Below are 23163 nucleotides of genomic sequence, written 5' to 3'. Positions count from 1 at the left end.
GGTGGTCGATCCGTCGCGCGGCCGGGGTGACGGACGTCAGTGCTGACCCGGGTGGGCGAACGCCGCGAGCTGCGTGCGGCGCAGGAGCTCCGTCTGGCCCTGGACCAGGTGGAACGATGCCTCCCGGGCCCACCGCTGCTCCGGCGAGGACAGCAGCATCGCGCTGCCCGCGCGGGCGGCGACCAGCGCGTTGGCCGACCGGACCGTCAGCTCGGCGATCTCCCCGCGCAGCTGTGCCCGCTCGCGCAGCCGTTCGCCGGCCGGGACGTCGACCAGCAGCGCGTGGGCCTCGGCGCGCAGCGCCGCGCCGCGTTCACCGAGCTGCAGGGCCGCGTCGACCGCCTCCGGCCGGTCGCGCTGCACGCCGAGGCGTTCCAGCTCCACGAGCACCCGGCGCAGCAGGCCGAGCGTCGCGGGACGGGTGTCGGCGGTGCGGACCGCGTCGGCCGCGAGCCAGGCCTGGGCGTCGACGTCGAGCAGCACCTCGTCGGGCGCGACGGCCATGTCGTCGAGCTGGAGCGCAACGGTCCGGGTGCCACCCATGACCGCCAGCGGCTGCGGCGGGCCGGCCCGCAGTCCCGGCCGCTGTGCCGTCGGGACCAGGGCGAACACGAACCGGCCGGACGCCGTCGTGCCCGCCGACGTATGGGCCGCGACCATCGTCACGTCGGTGAGGCCCCAGCCGGTGCACCAGTCGGCCGTGCCGGTGAGGCGCCAGCCGCCGCCGGGTGCGGGATCGGCGCGTACCGCGGGGGTGCCGGGGCGCCGGATGTGCGCGATCGCGATGCCGGCCGCCGTCGTGCCCGCCGCGAGGCCGGGACGGTGCCGGGCCGCGGCGGGTCCGCGGCGGTAGGCGTGCTCCGGGACGCCCTTGATGGGGCCGGCGGAGTCGCCCTGCGGGTTGCGGTGCTGGGTCACGACGAACCACGTCGCCCCGCACGCCCCGGCGAGCAGCTCGACGGTCTCGATGTCGACGCGCTGCGTCGCGCCGAACCCGCCCTCGGCGACGGGCACCCGCACCGACAGCAGGCCCGCCGCGGCGAGCGCCCGCAGGTGAGCGGGGTCGACACCGCGGGCGGGATCGTCGGCGGCCGGGGCGTGCGGGCCGATCACGTCGTCGCACAGCCGGGTCATCGCCGTGACGGCCGGGTGGGCGGCGACCTCGGGCGGCGGCGCGAACAACTCCTCGACGGTCGGCACGCAGCGACGCTACGTCACCCCCGGCGACCTCCGGGCGCAACCTCACGGTCCGGCCGGCCGTGCGGGACGACGGTGGGGTTGCGCTCGGCGTAGGGGGCGCAACCTCATGGTCCGGTCGATCGCGCGGGACGACGGTGACGTTGCGCACGGGTCGGGGGCGCGGCGGCGGGGAGGTGCGCGGGGTCGTGGTCAGCGCGGCGGGACGTGCACGGGTCGAGGGTCAGCGCGGCGGCGGGAGGTCGCGCCGGACGATCTTGCCGGTCTGGCTGCGCGGCAGCGCGTCGACCACGACGACGTCGCGCGGGACCGCGAACCGCGACAGCCGGGACCGGACCGCCTCGCGCAGCGCGTCGGCGTCGACGTCCGCCCCCGGCTCCGCGACGACGTAGGCCGCGAGCCGCTGCCCGTACTCATCGTCCGGAACGCCGACGACCGCCACCTCGCGCACCTCCTCACGCGCGGCGATGACGTCCTCCACCGGCCCGGGGTGCACGTTCTCCCCGCCGGAGACGATCATGTCGTCGGCACGTCCCGTGAGGTGCAGCAGGCCGTGCTCGTCGAGCTTCCCGACGTCGCCCGTGCCGAGCAGGCCCTCCCGTCGCTCGACGTCGGACGCGCCGCCCGTGTAACCCTCGAACGGCAGGTCGTTGCCGACGAACACCCGGCCCTCGACCCCCGGCGGGACGGGACGGCCGTCGTCGTCGAGGATGCGCAGCGTGGTGCCGACGGGCGCGCGGCCCGCGGTGCCGGGTGCGGCGCGCAGGTCGGCCGGCCCGGCGATCGACACCCACGACACCTCGGTCGAGCCGTAGAGGTTGTAGAGGACCTCGCCGAAGCGGTCCATGAAGGCGGTGGCGAGCCCGGCGGGCAGCGCCGAACCGCTGACGGCGACGATCCGTGGCGCGTGCCCGGCCCGCCAGCCCGGCGCACCGGCCTCGAGCACCCGCTGGGCCATCACCGGCACCGCGAACACGGCGTCGCACCGGTGCGCCGCGACGGTGTCGAGGAGGTCCGCCGGGTCGAACCGGGCCCGCAGCACCACGGTCGAGCCGTGCAGGACGGCCAGCAGCAGCGCCGCGTTGCCCCAGGTGTGGAACAGCGGCGCGGCGATGTGCACGCCGACGCCCGCGCGTAGCGGGATCTCCGAGAGGATCGCCGCGGCCGGCGCGAGCGTCGACGGGTGCGGGCGGCGGGCGCCCTTCGGCGGGCCGCTCGTGCCGGAGGTGAGGACGACCGTCCGGCTCCGGCCGGGTCGCAGCGGCAGCGTGCCGGCGACGTCGGCGGCGATCAGGTCTTCGCAGGTCGGGTGTCCGTCGCCCGGTCCCCGCGCGACGACGACGCCGACGTCCTCGGGCAGGGCGGCGAGCCGGTCGTGCAGGTCGGCGTCCGCGACGACCGTGTGCACGCCGAGGTCGGCGAGCACGTCGGCGAGCTGTGCCGGGGCCATCCCGTTGTTGAGCAGGACGACGTCGGCGCCGATCTTCTCCGCCGCGACGGCCACCTCGACGGGATGCCGGGAGTTGCGGCACAGCAGCGCGACGGGCTCGTCCGGCCCGGTGCCGCGGGCTGCGAGCGCACGCGCGAGCCGGTCGGTGCGCCAGTGCAGCTCGGCGTAGGACACGGCGCCCGCGTCGTCGACGATCGCGGCCCGGCGCGGGTGCCGCGCTGCGCCGGCGGTGTAGCCCGCGGCCAGCCCGATCCCGTAGCGCAGCAGGCCGCAGGCCATGCCCGCCAACCGGTCGGGTCGCACGGGCCGCACGACACCGGACCGCGTCAGTGCCGCGAGCGCCCGCGCGGTCCCGCCCGCGGCCCCGATCCCGGCCCGCAGAGTGTCGATCACCCCGCCAGTGTCACCGACCGCCGCCGGGCCCGCACACCCCACCCGCGGCCCCCGGGGCCGGGTCACGCATGGGTCACGCGCTGGTGCGGTGGGAGGCCGCGGCGGCGGCCAGGCGTGCGGCCGTGTCGGCGATGAAGGCGCCGAGCCGCTTCTCGATCAGCCCCGTCGTCCCGGGGACCTTGGCCCGGAACGACGACCGCCAGGAGATCTCGGTGCCTCCGGAGGAGGTCGGGGTGAGCCGGACATCGGCGCGGTAGTCGCGGATCGGGATGCCCGAGAGCAGGACGTAGCCGAGGTGCCGGTCCTGCTCGACGGCGACGACCTCCTCGCGCGTGTTCGCGTGCCCGGTGAACGCGCGGATCGCGCCGACGCCGTTGGGGTCGGGGGCGCCCGGGCGTTCCAGCCGGGCGGTCGCGAAGTCGGCCCACTCCGGCCACGTCGTGACGTCGTGCAGCAGGGCGAACACCTCCGACGGCGGAGCGTCGCTGGTCACCTGGACGTCGATCCTCCCGGTACGCATGTACCAGATGGTACATGTACCACTTGGTACGGTCCAGGGGTGACCGATGCGCCGCCGCTGTCCCGTCGTGACGAGCTGCTCGCCGCGGTCCTCGACCATCTCGCGACGACCGGCGCGGGCGACCTGTCCCTGCGGGCGGTGGCCGAGGCCGTCGGGACCAGCCACCGGATGCTCAGCTACCACTTCGGGTCGCGCGACGGGCTGGTGCTGGCCGTCGTGCAGGCGGTCGAGGCCGCGCAGCAGCAGACCGCCGCGCTGCTCGCCGCCGACACCGGGATGTCGCCGGCCGACCAGATGCGGGCGCTGTGGGCGCAGGTCTCCCACCCCGCGCTCGCGCCCAACGTCCGCCTCTTCTTCGCCCTCTACGCCCGCGGGCTCGCCGGGGAGGAGCCGGCCGCGCGACTGCTCGACGGCGACATCGCGCGGTGGGTCGAGCCGTCGGCCCGGGCGGCGCACGAGCGTCTCGGGGCCACGCTCGACGAGGCCCGCACCGACGTCCGGCTGGGTGTGGCCGTCGTGCGGGGACTGCTGCTCGACCTGCTCGCCACCGGCGAGCGGGACGCCGTCGACCGGGCCTTCGAGCGGTTCGTGCGGCTGTGGGAGGACGGGACCCGCTGACGGGCGGGTCAGCGACGCGGCGGGCACCGGACCCCGTCGCGCCGCTGGGCACCCGCCTCAGGCGGTGGGCCTGGTCAGGTCGTAGACCGTCCGTCCGCCCACCGTCGTCGCGGTGAAGTGCTGCTCGACCCATTCCTGAATCTGTGCGCCCGTGCCGCGGCCCTCACCCGGGCCACCCGGGCCACCCGCCGGCACGCCCGCGGTGTCGCCGCCGCGGGCCGCGTGGTCACCCGCCCCGCCCGCGACGAAGTAGTGCACCTGGCCCGCCGACACCCACGCCTGGAACTGCTCCGGCGTCGGCGACGGGTCCGAGCCGGTGAAGCCGCCGATCGCCATGACGGACAGGCCCGTCGCGAGCTCCAGCGACGCCGCACCCTGCGCGCCGAGCGTCGCCGCCGCCCACCGGTATCCCGAGGCGCCCCCGATCAGGTCGGTGAGCGCGGGATCCGAGGTCTCCGCGCCGGGACCGCCGCCGAAGCCACCGAACCCGGGGAAGCCACCGAAGCCGACGGAGCCACCGGGGAGGCCTCCCGGCGCGGCCTCCCCGGCGCCGGCGCCGCCGCTCCCCAGGGCGGCGCCGGCGCCCTCCCGACCGTCCCGCCCGACGCGGCCGGAGTCGCCGACGTCCGAACCGAACCTGCCGAACCCGCCGCGGTCGCCTGCGGTGGCCGGACCGGCCGACGGGACGGAGCCGGTGTGCGGTGTCCCCGCGGTCTCGACGGCGTAGGCCCCCGGCCCCGCGACGCCCAGCAGGACCGCGGCCCCCGCCACGACGGCGAGCCGGCGCCGCCCGCCGGCCGGGACGAGCAGCACCACCGCGGCGCCGATCCCGCCGACGAGCACGACCCAGCGCAGCCACGGCACGAACTCCGGCGACCGGCCCAGCAGCACGAACGCCCACGCCGCGGTGAGGGCCGCCGTCGCGGCGAGCACGGCGCGGCCGGTCCAGGTGCCGCGTGCCCGCCACGCCTCCCGGCCGCCGAGCGCGACGAGCGCCGCGATCGCGGGCGCCAGCGCGACCGTGTAGTAGGGGTGGAACGTGCCCTCCATGAAGGAGAACACCAGGATCGTCACGACGGTCCAGCCGCCCCACAGCAGCAGTGCCGCCCGGGTGCGGTCGGTCCGCGCGGCACCGCGGGTCAGCCACAGCCCGGTGACGAGCAGGACCAGCGCCGCCGGCAGCAGCCAGCTGATCTGCCCGCCGATCTCGGTGCCGAACAGCCGCCCGAGGCCCGTCTGACCGCCGAACAGGCCGCCGGGACCGCCCCCACCACCGCGGAACGCCTCGGCCCCACCGGGCAGGGCGCGGCCCGCGAACCCGCCGCCGTTGCCCTCGCCCCCGAAGATGCGGCCGAGGCCGTTGTAGCCGAAGGCCAGCTCCAGCGGACTGTTGTTCGTCGAACCGCCGATGTAGGGCCGGTCGGCCGCCGGCCACAGCGCGACGGCGAGCAGCCACCACCCTGCGGACACGACGATCGCCAGTCCCGCGGCGAGCAGGTGCAGGACCCGCTTGCCGACGGTCGTCGGCGCCGCCCACAGGTACGCCAGCGCCATCCCCGGCACGACCAGGAAGCCCTGCAGCATCTTCGTCAGGAACGCGAAGCCGATCAGCACGCCGGCCAGCACCAGCCAGCGCAGGCCCGCCCTCTCGATCGCCCGGGTCGTCGCGTAGGCCGCCGCGACCATCAGCAGGACGAGCAGGGCGTCGGGGTTGTCGAACCTGAACATCAGCACGGCGACAGGGGTGAGCGCGAACAGCACACCCGCGACCAGGCCCGCGGTGGGACCCGCGATCCGCCGGACCGTCGCCCACAGCAACGCGACGACCCCGACGGCCATCAGGGCCTGCGGGACCAGCAGGCTCGCCGACGAGAAGCCGAAGATCCGGCCCGACAGGGCCATCACCCACAGCGACGCGGGCGGCTTGTCCACGGTGATCGCGTTGCCGGCGTCGAGCGAGCCGAAGAAGAACGCCTTCCAGCTCTGCGTGCCGGCCTGCACGGCCGCGGCGTAGAACGAGTTCGCGTAGCCGGACGCCGTGATGTCCCAGAGGTAGAGCACTGCTGTCGCGACGAGCACGGCCGCGAGCGCGGGGAGCTCCCAGCGGGGACGGCGGCGGGCCGCGGGGGCGGGCCCGGGATCGGCCTGGGCCCCGACCCCGGTGTCGAGCGTGGTGGTCATGCGGAGGTCTCCGGTACGGGGTCGGCCGCCGGGCGGCGGGCGCGGAATATCCAGGAGCGGAACAGGACGAACCGCAGCACGGTGGCCACGGCGTTGGCCAGCACGATGACGGCGAGCTCGGTGGAGCGGCCCGCCCCCGGCGCGAGGGAACCGAGGAGGGCGAGCGCGCCCGTCGTCAGGCCGAGGCCGAGACCGAACACCACGAGTCCCTGGAACTGGTGGCGCCCCGCGCCGGCGCGGCCGCGGACGCCGAACGTCAGCCGACGGTTGGCCGCGGTGTTGGCGAACGTCGTCAGCAGCAGCGCGAGGATATTGGCCGCGATCGCGCCCATCATCCCGCGCAGCAGCACGTAGAGCAGCAGGTTCGCCAGCGTGCTGGCGACGCCGATCGCGGCGAACCGGGCCAGCTGGCCCGTCATCCCCAGGGGGACCCCGGGCACCTCGAGCGGGGCGCGGCCCAGGCTCGCCCGCAGCTCGCTCACCGGCAGGCGCCCCGACGCCAGCGCGCGCCCGACGCGGACGATCCCGCGCAGGTCGGCCTTGGCCGTCGCGACGATGTCGACGCGGGAGTCGGGGTCGTCGACCCAGTCGACGGGCACCTCGTGGATGCGCAGCCCGGCCCGCTCGGCGAGCACGAGCAGCTCGGTGTCGAAGAACCACCCGGTGTCCTCGACCAACGGCAGCAGCCGGGCCGCGACGTCGCGCCGGATCGCCTTGAACCCGCACTGCGCGTCGGAGAACCCGGCGGCCAGCGTGCCGCGCAGGAGCAGGTTGTAGCAGCGGGAGATGAACTCGCGCCTCGCGCCGCGCACGACGCGCGAGCCCCGGCCCAGCCGGGTGCCGATCGCGAGGTCGGAGTGTCCGGACAGCAGCGGCGCGACGAGCGGGAGCAGCGCGGCGAGGTCCGTCGAGAGGTCGACGTCGCAGTAGGCCAGCACCTGTGCGTCGGACGCACCCCAGACGCTGCGCAGGGCCCGGCCGCGGCCCTTGAGCTCCAGCCGGACGGCTGCGACCTCGGGGATCTCCTCGGCGAGCGCCGCCGCGATGCGCGGGGTGGCGTCGACGCTCGCGTTGTCGGCGATCGTGATGCGGAACGGGTAGGGGAACGACCCGCGCAGGTGTGCGTGCAGCCGGCGGACCGACGGCTCGAGATCGCGTTCCTCGTTGTACACGGGGACGACGACGTCGAGCACGACGTGCCCGCCCGGACCCGGCACGGGCGCGGGGAACACAGCCGGATCGGCGGTGTCGAGGCTCATGGGCACGACGATGTCGACGTTCCCTGTCCTCGCCTTGTGGTCGTCCTGTGCGCGAGCTGTGAGCGGAGACGACGCCACGGTTCCGCGCGAGACGCCGGCCGCAACCCGAGCGCTCCCGCGGCGCGAGTGGACGACGGTGAGGTCGCGCGTGGAGGCCGGGGACCGGCGGGCCCCTCAGCGGCGGCGGAAGCGTTCCGCGAGCTGCGGGTCGTCCTCCCACCAGAGGCGACTCGGGGCGGTGTCCTCGGGGTCGTCCTGCTGCGCCGCGGCGGCGGCCTCCCGGGCGTCGAGCTCCGCGTCGATCTCGACGGCGCGCTGCTCGTCCTCGCGCGTCATCCGGGCGACGACGATCCCGATGAACGGCAGCCCGACGACGTCACCGCCCACCCACAGCACGCCGGCGCCGAGGACCTGGTCCAGTCGCAGGTCGGGACCCCAGTCGCGGTGCAGCGCCAGGTAGTGGTCGGCCCCGACGAGCGGCCCGAGCCACAGCACCAGGCCGAGCACCGCGTCGCCGACGACCTCGACCACGGTGATCCACAACGTCACCAGGTAGGGGTCGGCGCGCGGGGTGGGGTCGACGCGCAGCCGGGTCCAGAAGTAGAGCCAGCCCGCGACGACGAGCATCGTGCCGGACAGCCCGCTCGCGACGGTGCTGCGCAGCGTCAGCGGGTAGAGCGGGCTGAGGTACAGGACCAGCATCGGCACGACGAGCACGACCGTCACGACCAGCGGGAACGTCAGCGCGCGGGCGGGGGCCGAGTGCAGCACGCGCGACCAGCGTGCGCGGCTGCCGGGAGGCAGGAGGTCGGCGACGAGCCGCACCGGCGACCCCATCGCCAGCAGCAGCGGCGTGACCATCAGCAGCACGACGTTCTGCGCGGCGCGTGGCCAGAACAGGGTGTCGGCGTACACGCCGAGGAAGCTGCAGCCGACGAACGCGATGCTCGCCGCGCCGAGCACGAAGCAGACGGTCCGCGACCGCGGCCATGCCGGCCCGGCATGCCGGGCCCGAGCGGTGAGGTAGCCGCCGAGCAGCAGCACCGCGGCGAGCAGCGTCCCGGGGTCGGCCCGCCACGACGTCAGCGTGCGGCCGAGGGTGAGCGGCGGCAGCGCCGCGGCGAGGGCGTTCACGAAACACCTCGCGCAGCTATTCCCGCGATGCGCCGACGTGAATTCCGCCACGATTTCGGCGCGGCCGTGGCGTACATCGGCCCTCCCTTTTACGTCGCCCGGTTGCCGATGGTATCTGCGCCCCGACCGCTCTTCCCGTCGTCCTCGTCTGACGGGAATCTGCTGGAAGGCGGGCTTGCGGCCGGACGTCCGGATGTCGCGGCGGTACGAATTGTGCCCAGCTCGGGGCAATTTCCAGGTAAAGCGACGGTATTCGGTCGGCGGGTGCTGCGGGTACGTCCCGAGCGCGTGTCAGAATCGCGATTCCCGGGTCCGACCCCGGGTGATCGGGTGAGGTGTCGATGGGGCTCCCGGGAGGGGCTCGCGCCGGATTTCGGCGCGGAGGGTCGCGGGCAGGTGTGACGGTGCGGGTGGTCGTCGCACTCGTGTCGGCGATCACGCTGACCCTCACGGGCTACGCGTGGTCGGCCTACAGCAGGCTCGACGGCGGCATCGCCACCAGCGACGTGCTCAGCGGCAACCGTACGGCCGACGGCGCGACCGACATCCTGTTGGTGGGTATCGACAGCCGCACCGACAGCCATGGGAACCCGCTGCCGCAGGCGGAGCTGAACGCGCTCACCGCGGGACCCGACACGGGTACGAACGACACCGACACGCTCATCCTGGTGCGCATCCCTGCGAGCACGTCCGCGCCGGTCACGGCGATCTCGATCCCGCGCGACTCCTATGTGGAGATCCCGGGCTACGGCACCCACAAGATCAACTCGGCCTACGCGCGCGCGATGGCGAGCGCACAGAGCCGGCTGTCGGCCCAGGGGGTCACCGGCGCCGCGCTCGCCGTCCAGGAGGCCGACGCGGGCCGCAAGGAGCTGGTCCGGACCGTCGAGCAGCTGACCGGCGCGTCGATCGACCACTACGCGGAGCTCAACCTCGTCGGGTTCGCCGACATGACGCAGGCCGTCGGGGGTGTGCAGGTGTGTCTCGACGCACCCGCGCGCGACAGCTACTCCGGCATCGACCTGCCCGCGGGACCCCAGACGATCGCGGGCCCGCAGGCGCTCGCGTTCGTCCGACAGCGCCACGGGCTGCCGCGTGGCGACCTCGACCGCATCGTCCGCCAGCAGGCGTTCCTCGCCTCGCTCACCCACCAGGTGCTCTCGGCCGGCACGCTCGCCGACCCGGCCCGGCTGACGTCGCTCATCGACGCCGTCGACCGGTACATCGTGCTCGACCCCGGCTGGGACCTGCTGACCTTCGCCTCCGGTCTGCAGGGGCGCACCGGCGGCGACATCCAGTTCCGCACGATCCCGACGGGCAGCGTCGACCTGCGGACGCCCTCGGACGGGGACGCCGTGCAGGTGGACCCGTCGGCGGTGCGGGCATTCGTCGCCGGGGTGGGCGCGCCGCCCCCGCCCGCCTCCTCGGCGTCGACGGGGAACGCGCTCGCCGACGCCGGTGCCACCGTCGACGTCGAGAACGGCACCTCCCGCAGCGGCCTGGGCGCCTCGGTCGCCCGTGAGGTCGCGTCGTCGGGCCTGCCGACGGGAACGGTCGGCAACAGCGCGGCGACGACGCACACGGTCGTGCGGGCCGGCCCGGGAGCCACCGCCGCGGCCGCCCAGGTGGCGACGCTGCTCGGCGGCGTTCCGGACGTCACCGACGACGCGCTGCCCACCGGGCACGTGGAGGTCGTCGTCGGGCAGGACTACCGCGGACCGACCGCGGCGGCCGCCGCGCAGGCCGCTGCCGGCGCGTCCGCGTCCGCGGCGCCCGGTGCGCCCCCCGCTCCGCCGCTGACCGCCGACGGGGTGCCCTGCGTGAACTGACGGCGTGACGCCGTGAGAGAGCCGCCACCGACAGCAGGAGGAGAGCGATGTCGACCATCTCGTACCTGGAGGCCGTCGTCGTCGGCGCCCTGCAGGGTGTCAGCGAGCTGTTCCCGGTCTCGAGCCTCGGGCACAGCGTCCTGGTCCCGGCGCTCGTGGGCGGCCACTGGGCCACCGACCTGTCGGTCACCCGGCCCGGTTCGCCGTACCTCGCGGTACTGGTCGCGATGCACGTCGCGACGGCGCTGGCCCTCGTCGTGCACTACCGCCGCGACTGGGTGCGGATCGTCGGCGGCCTCTGGGAGTCGTTGCGCCGCAGGCGGATCACCTCACCGATCGCCCGGATCGGGGTGCTGCTCGTGCTGGGCACGATCCCCGTCGGCATCGCCGGACTGATCCTGGAGGCCCCGCTGCGCGACGTCCTGGGCAAGCCGATCCCGGCCGCGCTGTTCCTGGCGGTCAACGGGCTGGTGCTCTGGCTCGTCGAACGCGGCCGCCGCGCGGCCGCCGACGACTCGGCCGCCGCCCCGACACCGTCCGACGACGCGGCCGCGCCGCAGGGGGCCACCGTCGACTTCTCCGCGCAGCCGACGCTGCCCATGCACGCGGTGGCGCCGGGCCGCGCCGGGGTGGCCACGGCCGTGTCGGCGGAGGACCGGTCCGACGCCCGGGTCTCGCGGCTGGGTTGGCGGGACGCCCTGGTGGTCGGTGGCGCGCAGAGCCTCGCGCTGCTGCCCGGCATCAGCCGCTCGGGCATCACGATGGTCGCGGCCCTGCGCCGCGGCCTGCGCCACGACGACGCCGCCCGCTTCGCGTTCCTGTTGGCGACGCCGGTCATCCTCGCGGCGGGCCTGCTCAAGATGCCGAGCCTGTTCACCGCGGCCGAGCGCCCCGTCCTCGGTCCCGCGCTGGTCGGCAGCCTGGTCGCGGGCGTCGCGGCGTACCTGTCGGCCCGGTTCCTCAGCCGCTGGTTCCACACCGGAACCCTGCGCCCGTTCGCGGTGTACTGCGTCGTCGCGGGCCTGGGCAGCCTGGTCTACCTCGGGCTGTTCGCCGGCTGACCGCCCGGCGGCGCGATCGCGACGGGCCACGGCGGGCCGGCCGGCGGCAGGTCCGCAGGCGGGCCGGCCGGCAGCCGCACGGTGAACCGGGTGCGCCCCGGCACGCTGTCCACCTGCACCGACCCGTTGTGGGCGGCGACGACCGCGTGCACGATCGCGAGCCCCAAACCGGTGCTACCCGCCGCCCGCGAGCGGGACCGCTCACCGCGGGCGAACCGCTCGAAGATGTGCGGCAACAGCGCGGGTGGGATGCCCGGGCCGGAGTCGGTGACCGTGAGCACGGCGTCGCCGTCGCCGGGGTCGGTCGCGAGCCCGACGGTGACCTCGGTGCCCGGCGGGGTGTGGGTGCGGGCGTTGGCCAGCAGGTTCGCCAGCACCTGGCTGAGCCGGGACGCGTCGCCGACGGTCGAGACGGGCTCGTCGGGCAGGGCGAGCCGCCAGGAGTGCTCGGGCCCGGTGGCGTGCGCGTCGCTGACCGCGTCGAGGACGAGTCGGGTCAGGTCGACGGGTGCGCGGTCCAGCGGCCGGCCCGCGTCGAGCCGGGCGAGCAGCAGCAGGTCCTCGACGAGCGTCGTCATCCGCTCGGCCTGCGAGGAGATGCGCACCAGCGAGTACTCGGCGTCGGGGCTGAGCGGGGAGCGCATCGTCAGCTCGGCGTAGCCGCGGATGGCGGCGAGCGGAGTGCGCAGCTCGTGGCTCGCGTCGGCGATGAACCGGCGCAGCCTCATCTCGCTGTCCTGGCGGGCCTCCAGGGCGCCGCCGACGTTGTCCAGCATCAGGTTCAGTGCCGCGCCCATCTTGCCGACCTCGGTCCGTGGGTCGATCTCCGGCACGCGCTCGACGATCTCGACCTCGCCGCGGTCCAGCCGCAGCGCGCTGATCGTCTCGGCGGTCTCGGCCACCCGTTCCAACTGCCGCAGCTCGCGGCGGACCAGGATCGCGCCGACGACGCCTGCGCCCGCGAGCGCGACACCGAGCACGATGACCTCGATGAGGATGAGCCCGTCGACGACCGACTCCGCGCGGGCCTGCGGCAGTCCGATGACGAGGAAGCCGCCGTCCGGGCTGGGGAACGCCGAGAGCCGGTAGGTGCCGATCGAGAGCGACGCGCTCGTCGGCTGCGCCGTCGGGACCAGTGCTTCCAGCGCGGCGTAGTCCTTGGTGGCGACCGGCAGGGTCGTCCCGCCCTTGTCGGTCACGAGTGCCTCGACGACCCGCCCGGCGACGACGTGCGCGCCCAGCGTCCGCGGCTCCTGCGCGGGTCCGAGGAAGACGTCGTTGCGGTCGGGCGACGGGCCTGGTGGCGGGCCCTGGTCCTGGAACCGGGAGAAGCGCTGGCCCGCCGAGCGCAGGTCGTCGTCGAGCTGGCGGATCATGAACTGGCGCACGGCGATCGTCGTGGCCAGGCCGATGACGAGGAAAGCGGCGGTGAGCAGCACGAGCACCGTGGCGACCAGCCGCGCGCGCAGCGAGCGCGGGGCCGCGCGGGGGGTCATTCCCCGGACGCGGGCTTGAGCACGTAGCCCGCGCCACGGACGGTGTGGATCATCGGTGCCCGGCCGTTGTCGATCTTCTTGCGCAGGTAGGAGATGTAGAGCTCGACGACGTTGGACTGTCCGCCGAAGTCGTAGTGCCACACGCGGTCGAGGATCTGCGCCTTGCTGAGCACGCGGCGCGGGTTGCGCATCAGGAAGCGCAGCAGCTCGAACTCGGTGGCCGTGAGGTCGACCTCCACGTCGCCACGGCGGACCTCGTGGCTGTCCTCGTCGAGCGTCAGGTCGCCGACGGCCAGCTCCGAGCCCTGCTGCGCGGCGGTCATCCCGGAGCGGCGCAGCAGCCCCCGCAGCCGGGCGACCAGCTCCTCGAGGCTGAACGGCTTGGTCACGTAGTCGTCGCCGCCCGCGGTCAGGCCCGCGACCCGGTCCTCGACGGCGTCCTTCGCGGTGAGGAAGAGCACGGGGACGTCCGGGGTGTCGGCGCGCATGCGGCGCAGCACCTCCAGGCCGTCGAGGTCGGGCAGCATCACGTCGAGGACGACGGCGTCGGGGCGGAACTCGCGGGCCGCACGCACGGCCGAGGCCCCGTCGGCCTCGGTGCGGACGTCCCAGCCCTCGTAGCGCAACGCCATTCCCAGCAGGTCGGACAGCGTGGCCTCGTCGTCGACGACGAGCACCCGCACGGCACTGCCGTCGGCACGCTGCAGTCGGCCGGCGACCTGCTCGTTCACCCCGGTCATGCGGCCACGATCGCGCGCGCGACTGTGACGCTGCTGGGGGAAGTCTGTGGGTTCCCTGTGCGACCGTCGCCCGGTCCGTCAGCGGGCGCGCCAGTAGCCCGTCGCGTAGACGCGGCGGCGGTCGAGACGACGGTCGTCGAGCAGGTGCCGGCGCAGGTCGCGGACCGCGCCGGACTCGCCGGCGAGCCAGGCCTGGCCGTCGCCGTCGGGCAGGGTCGCGGCCCGGACCGCGCTGACGAGCGGCTCGCCCGGCGCCGCGTCGCCGCGGCGGACCCAGACGACCTCCGCGTTCGGCGGCAGCGCCTGTTCCTCGCCCGCGTCGGCGACCTCCAGGAAGGCGACGACCGGTCCGGCGAACCCGGCGAGCTCCTCCAGGACCGTCGCGACGGCCGGCAGTGCGCTCTCGTCGCCGATGACGAGGTGGAACCGTGCGGCCGGGTCGGGCTCCCAGCGGCCGCCGGGCTCGGAGACGCCGACCCAGGCGCCGGGCTCGGCGGCGCGCGCCCAGGCCGCGGCGGGACCGTGGCCCTCGTGCAGGACGAAGTCGACGTCGAGCTCGCCGGCGGCCGGGTCGAAGCGGCGCACCGTGTAGGTGCGGATCGTCGGCCGCGGCTCGCCCGGGGGCCAGACCGGCCCGCCCGTGCTCGCCCGCGGCACGGCCGGGCGGTCCTGGCCCTCGACGGGGAAGAACATCTTGATCCGGCGGTCGGGGCCGTCGCCGGGGAAGCCCGCGAGCTCGTCGCCGCCGAGTGTCACGCGGATCATCCGCGGGGTGATCCGTGCGCTGCGCCGCACCTGCAGCAGCCGGGGTGCCGTCGTCGTCATCGCCGGACATTCTGCCGAGGGGTCTACGACGGGCGGTGTGCGAGGCCCGTCCAGACGAGGTCCATGAGGTACTCGGTCGCCTCGGCCGGCGACATCCGCGGACCCCCGTCGGCCGCCGACCCGCGCCAGAGCGCGAGGCGCTCGCACGCGCCGACGATGACGTGCGCCCATCCGGCCAGCCGCTGCGGCGCCGCGTCCGGGGCCTGGGCGGCGAGCATCCCGGCGATGAAGTCGGTCTGCTGGGCCCGGATCTCCTCCAGGGCGGCCGCGGCGGCCTGCGAGACCGACGCCTCCGAGTACAGCAGCGACCACGAGGGCTTCTGGGCGTCGAGGTACTCGAAGAAGGCCAGGGTGCCGCGGCGCAGCATGTCCTCGGGGCCGTCGGCCGCCGCCGCGGCGGCGGAGGTGACGTCGAGCAGCTCGGTGCGCACCCGCGCGACACACGCGAGCAGCAGCCCCTCCTTGGAGCCGAAATGGCTGTACAACACGGGTTTGGTCACGCCGACGACCTCGGCCACCGCGTCCATCGAGGCGTTCTGGTACCCACGCAGGGAGAAGACCGACACGGCCGCGTCGAGGATCTGCCGCTCGCGCTCGGCGCGGGCGACGCGGCGCCGGGGCGTGCGGGTCTCCATGGCCGCCGACCCTACCGGTTCTAAGTTACCGGTGGTAAGTTACCGGCGGTAACAGCGAGGGAGGGTGCATGAGCGAGGGCAGCGCGGTGGCCGCGGGCGCGGTCGCCACCGTCGAGACCGTCATCGTCGGCAGCGGGTTCGCCGGGCTGGGCATCGCCGTCGAGCTCGACGCGGCCCGCCGTCGCGACTTCCTGATCCTGGAGAAGGGCGACACGCTCGGCGGCACCTGGCGCGACAACGAGTACCCGGGCTGCGCGTGCGACGTCGAGTCGCACCTCTACTCCTTCAGCTTCCGGCAGAACCCGGAGTGGACCCGCACCTTCGCGCGCCAGCCCGAGATCCGCGCCTACCTCGAGGACGTCGCCGACCACTACCGGCTGCGCGACCGCATCCGCTTCGGCGCGCACGTCACCGGAGCCGAGTGGGACGGGCAGGGCTGGGACGTGCGCCTGCTCGACGGGACGACGATCCGCGCGCGCTTCGTCGTCTTCGGCACCGGTGCGCTGCACGACCCGGCGATCCCCGACATCGAGGGTCTCGACCGCTTCGCCGGCACCGCCTTCCACTCCGCGCGGTGGGACCACTCGCACGACCTGCGGGGCAAGCGCGTCGCCGTCATCGGCACCGGCGCGAGCGCCATCCAGTTCGTGCCCGCCATCGCTCCCGACGTCGCGTCGCTGACCCTGTTCCAGCGCACGGCTCCCTGGGTGCTGCCCAAGGGCGACAAGCCGATCGACGAGGCCGCCCGCGCGCGCTACCGACGCTTCCCGTTCCTGCAGAAGCTCGCCCGCACCGGCATCTACTGGCGGCACGAGGCGCTCGTCGCCGGGTTCCTCCACCCGCGGCTGATGGGCGTCGTCGGCAGGCTCGGGCGCGCCTACCTGGACCGTTCCTTCGCGGCCGACCCCGAGCTCAAGGCCAAGGTCACCCCCGACTTCACGATCGGCTGCAAGCGGATCCTGCTGTCCAACGACTACTACCCGGCGCTGCGCCGCGACAACGTCCACGTCGAGACGGCGGGCATCGAACGGGTCACCGAGACCGGCGTCGTCACCGCCGACGGGGTCGAGCACCCCGCCGACACGATCATCTTCGGGACCGGCTTCAGGGTGGCCGACGGCCTGAGCCGCATGACGGTCACCGGCCGCGACGGCGCCAAGCTGGGCGACGCCTGGCGCGGCGGGATGGAGGCCCTGCTCGGCACGACCGTCGCCGGGTTCCCGAACATGTTCCTGCTCACCGGCCCCAACACCGGGCTGGGCCACAGCTCGATGGTGCTGATGATCGAGTCGCAGATCCGCTACGTGCTCGACGCGATGGACACCCTCGACCGGCACCACGCCACGGCGATCGACACCGTTCGTGAGCGGCAGGACGAGTACAACGCCGCGATCCAGGCCAAGCTCGAGAAGGCCGTCTGGAGCCAGGGTGGCTGCGGCAGCTGGTACCTCGACGAGCACGGCCGCAACCGGACCCTCTGGCCCGGCACGACGTTCACCTACCGCCGCCGCACCCGCCGCATCGACCCGGCCGACCACCTCCTCCTGTGAGTGCCGCTACTACCGTCGACGGCGTGCGTGCCTTCACCTACGCGATCCCCATGACGACGCGCTTCCGCGGCATCACCGTCCGGGAGGGGATGCTCGTCGAGGGGCCCGCGGGCTGGGGCGAGTTCTGCCCGTTCCCCGAGTACGACGACGCCGAGGCCGCCGCCTGGTTCGCCGCCGCGCACGAGGCGGCGCACGACGGCTGGCCCGAGCCGGTGCGCGAGCGCGTCCCCGTCAACTGCATCGTCCCGGCCGTCGGGCCGGAGCGGGCGCAGGAGATGGTGCGCGCCTCGGGCTGCGCGACCGCCAAGGTCAAGGTCGCCGACGAGCCCGGCTCGCTCGCCGCCGACCTCGAGCGCGTCGCCGCCGTCCGCGACGCCCTCGGCCCCGGCGGCGCCGTGCGGGTCGACGCCAACGCGCGCTGGGACGTCGACGAGGCCGTGGCCGCGATCCGGGCGCTGGACCGGGCGGCGGGCGGGCTGCAGTACGTCGAACAGCCGTGTCCGACGATCGAGGACCTCGCCGCGGTCCGGCGCCGGGTCGACGTGCGCATCGCCGCCGACGAGGCCATCCGCCGCGCCGACGACCCGTTGGCCGTCGACGTCACCGCGGCCGCCGACGTCGCGATCCTCAAGGTCGCGCCGCTCGGTGGGGTGCGCCGGGCGCTGGCCGTCGCCGAGGCGTGCGGCCTGCCGTGCGTGGTCTCCTCGGCGCTGGAGACGAGCGTCGGGCTGGCGGCCGAGATCGCGCTCGCCGCCGCGCTGCCGCAGCTGGACTTCGCCTGCGGGCTGGGGACGGTCGCGTTGCTGCGTGACGACGTCGTGGCCGACCCGCTCCGCCCGGTCGACGGGCACCTGCCGGTGCTGCGCCGGGCCCCGGAGCCGGTGCGCCGCACCGCCCTCGCCGCCGACGCGCGGCGCACGCAGTGGTGGGAGGCCCGGCTCGCCCGCGTGTCCGCGCGGGTCACCGCCTGAGCGTCGACGCGCCGGCGGCGCACCGGAGCGATGGCGGTGCGCGCAACCAGCCGGCCGCAACCTCACTGTCGGCCGGGCCGCTGGACGGAGCGGTGAGGTCGCGCAATCAGCCGGCCGCAACCTCACCGTTCGCGCAGCGGCCCGGGGGAGCGGTGAGGTTGCGCGCGGGTGCTCGGCCGGGGCCGGCAACCGCCGCGCTTCGGGGTTCACCCGAGCGGTCCGGCGGTCGTAGGCTCGCCGGTCATGTCCGTCGTGGTCGTCGGGGCGGGACTGTCCGGGATCGCCTGCGCCACCGAGCTGGTGGCGGCAGGGGTTCCGGTGCGCGTGCTCGACCGCGCGGACCACGTCGGCGGCCGGATGGCCACCTGCACCGTCGACGGCCGGGCGGTCGACACCGGCGCCGCGTACTTCACGGTCCGCGACCCCGAGTTCGCCCAGGTCGTCGGGCGGTGGCGCACGGCGGGCCTGGCCCGCCCGTGGACCGTCGAGCTCACCGTCCTCGGCGGCGTCCGGCCCGGTCGCTCACCGGGGCCGGTGCGCTGGGCCGCGCCGCGGGGGCTGCGCAGCCTGGTCGAACACCTCGCCCGTGACGTGCCGGTGGAGCTGGGCCGCACCGTGCGTCACGTCGGACCGGGCCCGACGGTCGACGGGCGGCCGGCCGACACCGTCGTCCTCGCGATGCCCGACCCGCAGGCGGCCCGCATCCTCGACCACGCGACGGAGGCCTACGCCGCGGTCCGCGGACGGCCGTGGCGGCCGGTGCTCACCGTCGTCGCGGGGTTCGCCGAGCGCACCTGGCCGCAGCTGCCGGCGGCGTTCGTCAACGGCCATCCCGTCGTGTCGCTCGTCGCCGACGACGGGAACCGCCGCGGCGACGCCGCCCCGGTGCTGGTCGCGCACTCGACCGCGGAGGTCGCCCGCCGCCACGAGTCCGATCCGGACGCCGGGATCCCCGAGGTCGTCGAGGCGGTGGGCGAGCTGCTGGACGTGCGGGGCGCACCGGTGTGGACCCGCGCGTACCGATGGCGCTCCGCCGCCCCGGAGCGCGACCGGGACGTGCCGTTCCTGCTGGGCAGCGACGGCGTCGCGCTCGCGGGCGACGGCTGGGGCAGCTCGCGCATCGAGACGGCGTGGCGGTCGGGGACGTTGCTCGGCCGGGAGCTGGCCCGTCGACACGCGTCGCCGTAGCGTCGGGGCCATGGTGCACACAGCCGAGCCCGTCTCCCCGCTCGACCGGCCGTTCGGCGACGACCGGCCCGCTCGGCTCGCGGCCCTCGCGGCCGACCCCGCGGCGCAGGCGGTCCTCGATGAGCTGCACGCCGCGCTGCCCGCGGACCGGCTGCTCACGGACCCGGACACGATCGGCCCGTACGTCCACGACGAGGCCGAGTGGGCCGAGTACGGCACGCCGGCCGCGGTGGTCCGCCCCCGCAGCACCGACGAGGTGGCCGCGGTGGTGCGCAGCTGCGCGCGGCATCGCGTCGCCGTGGTGCCGCGCGGGGCGGGTACCGGGCTGTCGGGCGGCGCCAACGCCGTCGACGGCTGCATCGTGCTCAGCCTCGAGCGGATGAACGAGATCGTCGAGATCGACCCGGCGGAGCGGCTCGCGGTCGTGCAGCCCGGCGTCGTCAACGACCACCTGCGCGCCGCCGCGGCCCAGCAGAACCTCTGGTACCCGCCGGACCCCGCCAGCGCGCCCTGGTCGACGATCGGCGGCAACGTCGCCACCAACGCGGGCGGACTCTGCTGCGTGAAGTACGGCGTGACTCGTGACTACGTGCTGGCGCTCGAGGTCGTGACGGCCGCGGGCGAGGTCGTGCGGGTGGGGCGGCGCACCGCCAAGGGCGTCGTGGGCTACGACCTCGCGGGCCTGATGGTCGGGTCGGAGGGGACGCTGGGCGTCGTCACCGAGGTGACGGTCCGCTTGCGGCCGCTGCGCACGACCCCGCCGCGCACCGTCGTCGGCTTCTTCGACTCGCTGGCCGACACCGGCGCCGCGGTCGCGGCCGTCACCGCCGCGGGACTGCAGCCCGCGATCTTCGAGCTGATCGACCGGCACAGCCTGCAGGCGGTCAACGAGTGGCGCAACGCCGGTCTGCCCGAGAACGCCGCCGCGCTGCTGCTGGCCCAGACCGACCTGCCCGAGCCCGCCGCGACGGCCGAGGCCGAGGGCATCCTCGCCGCGTTCGAGGCGTGCGGGGCGAAGGACGCGGTGATCTCGACCGACGCCGTCGAGGCGGACGCGCTGTTCGAGGCCCGGCGGATGGTCTACCCGGCGCTGGAGCAGCGGGCCGACGCCGTCCTGACCGAGGACGTCTGCCTCCCGCGCGGCCGGCTCGCCGACATGCTCGCCGAGGTCCAGGACATCGGAGCCCGCCACGACACGTTCATCGCCAACGTCGCGCACGCCGGGGACGGCAACCTGCACCCGTTGATCATCGTCGAGCAGGGGGACGACGAGGCCCGACGGCGCGCCCAGGCCGCCTTCGAGGAGATCATCGACGCGGCCATCGCCCGAGGTGGGACGGTGTCCGGCGAGCACGGCGTCGGCCTGCTCAAGCGCGGTGGGATGCGCCGCGAGCAGTCGCCGCAGGTGCTGGCGATGCAGCGGGCCATCAAGGCCGCGCTCGACCCGCTGAGCATCCTCAATCCCGGGAAAGTCGTCGGATAGGCCTGGTTAGCGGGCCGCCGGGAGGGGCACGCTGAGGTATGGGCACCGCAGCCGACACCTCAGCGACCGCTGTCCGCACGTTCCGCGCCCCCGCCGGGGCCGGGGCGCCGGGGCTCACCGGGCTGCGGGGGGTCAGCGTCTCCGCCGAGCCGGCCGTCGTCACGGAGACGCAGCGGTACGACACCGACGACCTCCGCCTGGCGGCGGCAGGGATCCGGCTGGAGCTGGCGTCGGAGCCCGGCGCGGCGCAGTGGCGGCTGACGTTGCCCGGCGAGGACGACGTCATCCGGCTGCCCGCGACGCCGCCCGACGTCGAGGGTGCGGACCCGCACGAGCCGCCCGGCGAGCTCGACGAGCTCGTCCGTGGTGTGCGCCGGGACCGGCCGCTGCGCCCGGTCGCCCGCGTCCGCCGCGTCCGGACGACGACGCGGCTGCTCGCCTCCGGATCGCCGCGCGCCGCGCTCGACCGGGAGGAGGTGTCGGTGGCGACGCTCGGCGACTCGACGACCGTCGACACCTGGACGGAGTTCACCCTGTACCCGCCCGCGCGCGGCGGGGTGCTCGCCGCGGAGCTGGAGCGGCGGCTCGCCGACGTGGGGGCCGAGCCCGCGGAGCCCGCCGCGCAGGACCGGCTCGACGAGCTGCTCGCCCCTGCCCGGCCGCGCCGGGTGCGTCGCGGGAAGAAGGGCACCGCGGGTGCGGTGCTGGTCGACCACCTGGCGCGGCAGGTCGACACGCTCGCGACGCAGGACATCCGCGTCCGCCGCGACGAGGACGACGCGGTCCACCAGATGCGCATCGCCGCCCGCAGGCTCCGCAGTGCGCTGCAGGCCTACCGCCCGCTGCTCGACCGCGCCCGGACCGATCCGCTCGTCGACGGGCTGCGCGAGCTCGGCCGCACCCTCGCGCCTGCCCGCGACGCCGAGGTGCTGCGCAAGCGGATCAGCGACGCGATCGACGAGCTCGACCCCGCTCTCGTGCTCGGCCCGGTGCAGGCCCAGGTCGCCCGGCACTTCGCCCGCGTCGAGGCCGAGGCCCGTGCGGCGGTGCTGGCGGAGCTCGACGGGCCCGGGTACGCCGCAATGCGGACGGCGCTCGACGACCTGCTCGCCGATCCACCGCTCTCGGCGCGGGCGCGCAGGCCCGCGAAGAAGGAGCTGCCGAAGGTCGCGGCCCGCTCGGCCCGTCGTCTGGAGAAGGCGGTGGCGCACATGCGGGCCGATCCGGTCGACGAGGCCATCCACCGGGTCCGCAAGGACGCCAAGCGGCTGCGCTACGCGACGGAGGTCGCCCGGCCCGCCGTGCCCGGCAAGCAGGTCGCCCGGTTCGCCAAGGGGCTCAAGGGGATGCAGAAGGCGCTGGGGGAGCACCAGGACTCCGTCGTCGCGCGGACCGTGTTGCGCGAGCTGGGCGCGCAGGCCCACGCCGGCGGCGACAACGGTTTCACCTTCGGTCTGCTGTACGGCCGGGACCAGGCGGCGGCCACGCTCGTCGAGGCGCAGCTGCCCGGCCTGTGGGACACCGCGTGGAAGAAGAAGGCACGCCGCTGGCTGCGCTGACCGCGCGGTCGCCGGGCACGGCACAATCGCGCCCGTGAGCGAGCCCCGCGACCCGGTCGCCGATCTGCGCCGCATCGCGTTCCTGTTGGAACGCGCGCACGAGTCGACGTACCGCGTGCGCGCGTTCCGCGGCGCGGCCTCCGTACTGCGCCGCAGGTCCGTCGAGGAGCTGGCCCGGCTCGCGGAGTCGGGCGAGCTCGTCCGGCTGCGCGGCGTCGGTGACGTGACCGCGCGCTGCGTCGAGGAGTCGCTCGCGGGGGAGGAACCGGTCTACCTGCGGCGGCTGCGCGCGACCGAGGACACTCCGCTCGACGAGGCGGCGATGACCTTGCGCGAGGCCCTGCGCGGCGACTGCCACTCCCACACCGACGCCTCCGACGGCGGCTCGCCGCTGGCCGAGATGGTGGAGACGGCGATCGACCTCGGCCACGACTACCTCGTGATCACCGACCACTCGCCGCGGCTCACCGTCGCCAACGGGCTGTCCGCCGCCCGGCTGCGGGCCCAGCTCGACCAGATCGCCGAGCTGAACGCCGGCCTCGACGGCCGCTTCCGGGTGCTCACCGGCATCGAGGTCGACATCCTCGAGGACGGCGCCCTCGATCAGGAGGCCGATCTGCTGGAGCGGCTGGACGTCGTCGTCGCCAGCGTCCACTCCAAGCTGCGGATGGCGAAGCCGGAGATGACCGCCCGGATGCTCGCGGCCGTCGCCAACCCGCTCGTCGACGTGCTGGGCCACTGCACCGGCCGGATGGTCACGGGCCGGCGCAAGCGTCCGGAGTCGGAGTTCGACGCGCCCGAGGTGTTCGCGGCGTGCGCGGAGCACGGTGTCGCCGTCGAGATCAACTCCCGCCCCGAGCGGCTCGACCCGCCGAAGCGGCTGCTGCGGCTGGCCGTCGAGGCCGGCTGCGAGTTCACGATCGACACCGACGCGCACGCGCCCGGCCAGCTGGACTGGCTCGACAACGGCGTCACCCGGGCGGTGGCGTGCGGCGTGGACCCGGCGCGGATCCGCAACACCTGGACGGCCGACGACCTGGTGGCCGCCCGCTCCTGACGACCCGCCGTCACTCC

19 protein-coding genes are annotated in these 23163 nt (G+C 75.3%); 9 read left to right on the top strand and 10 right to left on the bottom strand.

Annotated features, from left to right (window positions below):
- Positions 1-36 precede the first annotated feature (36 nt).
- The 3 genes from PSED_RS25310 to PSED_RS25300 form a co-directional block, all read right to left on the bottom strand.
- A complete protein-coding gene (locus PSED_RS25310; RefSeq protein WP_013677082.1) occupies positions 37-1200 on the bottom strand; it encodes an acyl-CoA dehydrogenase family protein in 1164 nt (387 codons plus the stop codon).
- 220 nt (positions 1201-1420) lie between these two features.
- A complete protein-coding gene (locus tag PSED_RS25305) occupies positions 1421-3040 on the bottom strand; it encodes an AMP-binding protein (protein ID WP_143770618.1) in 1620 nt (539 codons plus the stop codon).
- Positions 3041-3113: 73 nt separating this feature from the next.
- A complete protein-coding gene (locus PSED_RS25300; RefSeq protein ID WP_013677080.1) occupies positions 3114-3560 on the bottom strand; it encodes an SRPBCC family protein in 447 nt (148 codons plus the stop codon).
- 39 nt (positions 3561-3599) lie between these two features.
- On the opposite strand from PSED_RS25300, the gene PSED_RS25295 reads away from it, so the two are divergent.
- Positions 3600-4178, top strand: coding sequence for a TetR/AcrR family transcriptional regulator (locus tag PSED_RS25295; protein ID WP_013677079.1), 579 nt, complete (start codon positions 3600-3602; stop codon positions 4176-4178).
- A 57-nt stretch (positions 4179-4235) separates the two neighbouring features.
- Here the strand turns inward: PSED_RS25295 and PSED_RS25290 are convergent, their stop codons facing one another.
- The 3 genes from PSED_RS25290 to PSED_RS25280 all read right to left on the bottom strand — a co-directional run bounded on the left by PSED_RS25290 (position 4236) and on the right by PSED_RS25280 (position 8752).
- Positions 4236-6359: an ArnT family glycosyltransferase gene (locus PSED_RS25290; protein ID WP_013677078.1), complete on the bottom strand. Its 2124-nt coding sequence runs from the start codon at positions 6357-6359 to the stop codon at positions 4236-4238.
- Positions 6356-7618, bottom strand: coding sequence for a bifunctional glycosyltransferase family 2/GtrA family protein (locus tag PSED_RS25285; RefSeq protein WP_013677077.1), 1263 nt, complete (start codon positions 7616-7618; stop codon positions 6356-6358). The genes PSED_RS25290 and PSED_RS25285 overlap by 4 nt, the downstream gene beginning before the upstream one ends.
- A gap of 174 nt (positions 7619-7792) precedes the next feature.
- Positions 7793-8752: a cytochrome c oxidase assembly protein gene (locus tag PSED_RS25280; protein ID WP_013677076.1), complete on the bottom strand. Its 960-nt coding sequence runs from the start codon at positions 8750-8752 to the stop codon at positions 7793-7795.
- 404 nt (positions 8753-9156) lie between these two features.
- Here PSED_RS25280 and PSED_RS25275 point away from each other — a divergent pair, with 404 nt between their 5' ends.
- On the top strand, positions 9157-10581 hold the full coding sequence (locus tag PSED_RS25275; RefSeq protein ID WP_233899152.1) for an LCP family protein: 1425 nt from the start codon (positions 9157-9159) through the stop codon (positions 10579-10581).
- 47 nt (positions 10582-10628) lie between these two features.
- On the top strand, positions 10629-11642 hold the full coding sequence (locus PSED_RS25270) for an undecaprenyl-diphosphate phosphatase (RefSeq protein ID WP_013677074.1): 1014 nt from the start codon (positions 10629-10631) through the stop codon (positions 11640-11642).
- Here the strand turns inward: PSED_RS25270 and PSED_RS25265 are convergent.
- The 4 genes from PSED_RS25265 to PSED_RS25250 all read right to left on the bottom strand — a co-directional run bounded on the left by PSED_RS25265 (position 11618) and on the right by PSED_RS25250 (position 15338).
- The gene (locus tag PSED_RS25265) at positions 11618-13138 is read right to left on the bottom strand and encodes a sensor histidine kinase (RefSeq protein WP_013677073.1); all 1521 of its coding nucleotides are present in this window, start codon (positions 13136-13138) and stop codon (positions 11618-11620) included. The two genes, PSED_RS25270 and PSED_RS25265, sit on opposite strands and share 25 nt — an antisense overlap.
- A complete protein-coding gene (locus tag PSED_RS25260) occupies positions 13135-13878 on the bottom strand; it encodes a response regulator transcription factor (protein ID WP_013677072.1) in 744 nt (247 codons plus the stop codon). Before PSED_RS25260 ends, PSED_RS25265 begins: the two co-directional genes overlap by 4 nt.
- A gap of 78 nt (positions 13879-13956) precedes the next feature.
- Positions 13957-14703: a siderophore-interacting protein gene (locus PSED_RS25255; RefSeq protein WP_013677071.1), complete on the bottom strand. Its 747-nt coding sequence runs from the start codon at positions 14701-14703 to the stop codon at positions 13957-13959.
- Between the two features lie 23 nt (positions 14704-14726).
- Positions 14727-15338: a TetR/AcrR family transcriptional regulator gene (locus PSED_RS25250; RefSeq protein ID WP_013677070.1), complete on the bottom strand. Its 612-nt coding sequence runs from the start codon at positions 15336-15338 to the stop codon at positions 14727-14729.
- Between the two features lie 68 nt (positions 15339-15406).
- Between PSED_RS25250 and PSED_RS25245 the strand changes: the two genes are divergently transcribed.
- From PSED_RS25245 to PSED_RS25220, 6 genes are all read left to right on the top strand, one after another.
- A complete protein-coding gene (locus PSED_RS25245; RefSeq protein ID WP_013677069.1) occupies positions 15407-16888 on the top strand; it encodes a flavin-containing monooxygenase in 1482 nt (493 codons plus the stop codon).
- A 23-nt stretch (positions 16889-16911) separates the two neighbouring features.
- Positions 16912-17859 (top strand): o-succinylbenzoate synthase, encoded by a 948-nt coding sequence (locus tag PSED_RS25240; protein WP_267939108.1) that lies wholly within the window; start codon positions 16912-16914, stop codon positions 17857-17859.
- Between the two features lie 243 nt (positions 17860-18102).
- Positions 18103-19047 carry an NAD(P)/FAD-dependent oxidoreductase gene (locus PSED_RS25235; RefSeq protein WP_013677067.1) on the top strand — a complete coding sequence of 315 codons (945 nt, stop codon included), beginning with the start codon at positions 18103-18105 and terminating at the stop codon, positions 19045-19047.
- Between the two features lie 10 nt (positions 19048-19057).
- Positions 19058-20530, top strand: a complete 1473-nt coding sequence (locus PSED_RS25230) for an FAD-binding oxidoreductase (RefSeq protein ID WP_013677066.1) — start codon at positions 19058-19060, stop codon at positions 20528-20530.
- A gap of 38 nt (positions 20531-20568) precedes the next feature.
- Positions 20569-22089 (top strand): CYTH and CHAD domain-containing protein, encoded by a 1521-nt coding sequence (locus tag PSED_RS25225; protein WP_013677065.1) that lies wholly within the window; start codon positions 20569-20571, stop codon positions 22087-22089.
- Positions 22090-22123: 34 nt separating this feature from the next.
- Positions 22124-23146, top strand: coding sequence for a PHP domain-containing protein (locus PSED_RS25220; RefSeq protein WP_013677064.1), 1023 nt, complete (start codon positions 22124-22126; stop codon positions 23144-23146).
- Positions 23147-23163: the final 17 nt, after the last annotated feature.

Source organism: Pseudonocardia benzenivorans CB1190 (assembly GCF_000196675.2).
In the GTDB taxonomy this organism is placed as follows: Bacteria; Actinomycetota; Actinomycetes; order Mycobacteriales; family Pseudonocardiaceae; genus Pseudonocardia; species Pseudonocardia benzenivorans.
Note: the sequence above shows the minus strand (reverse complement) of the source record. Positions and strands in the feature narration are given on the sequence as shown.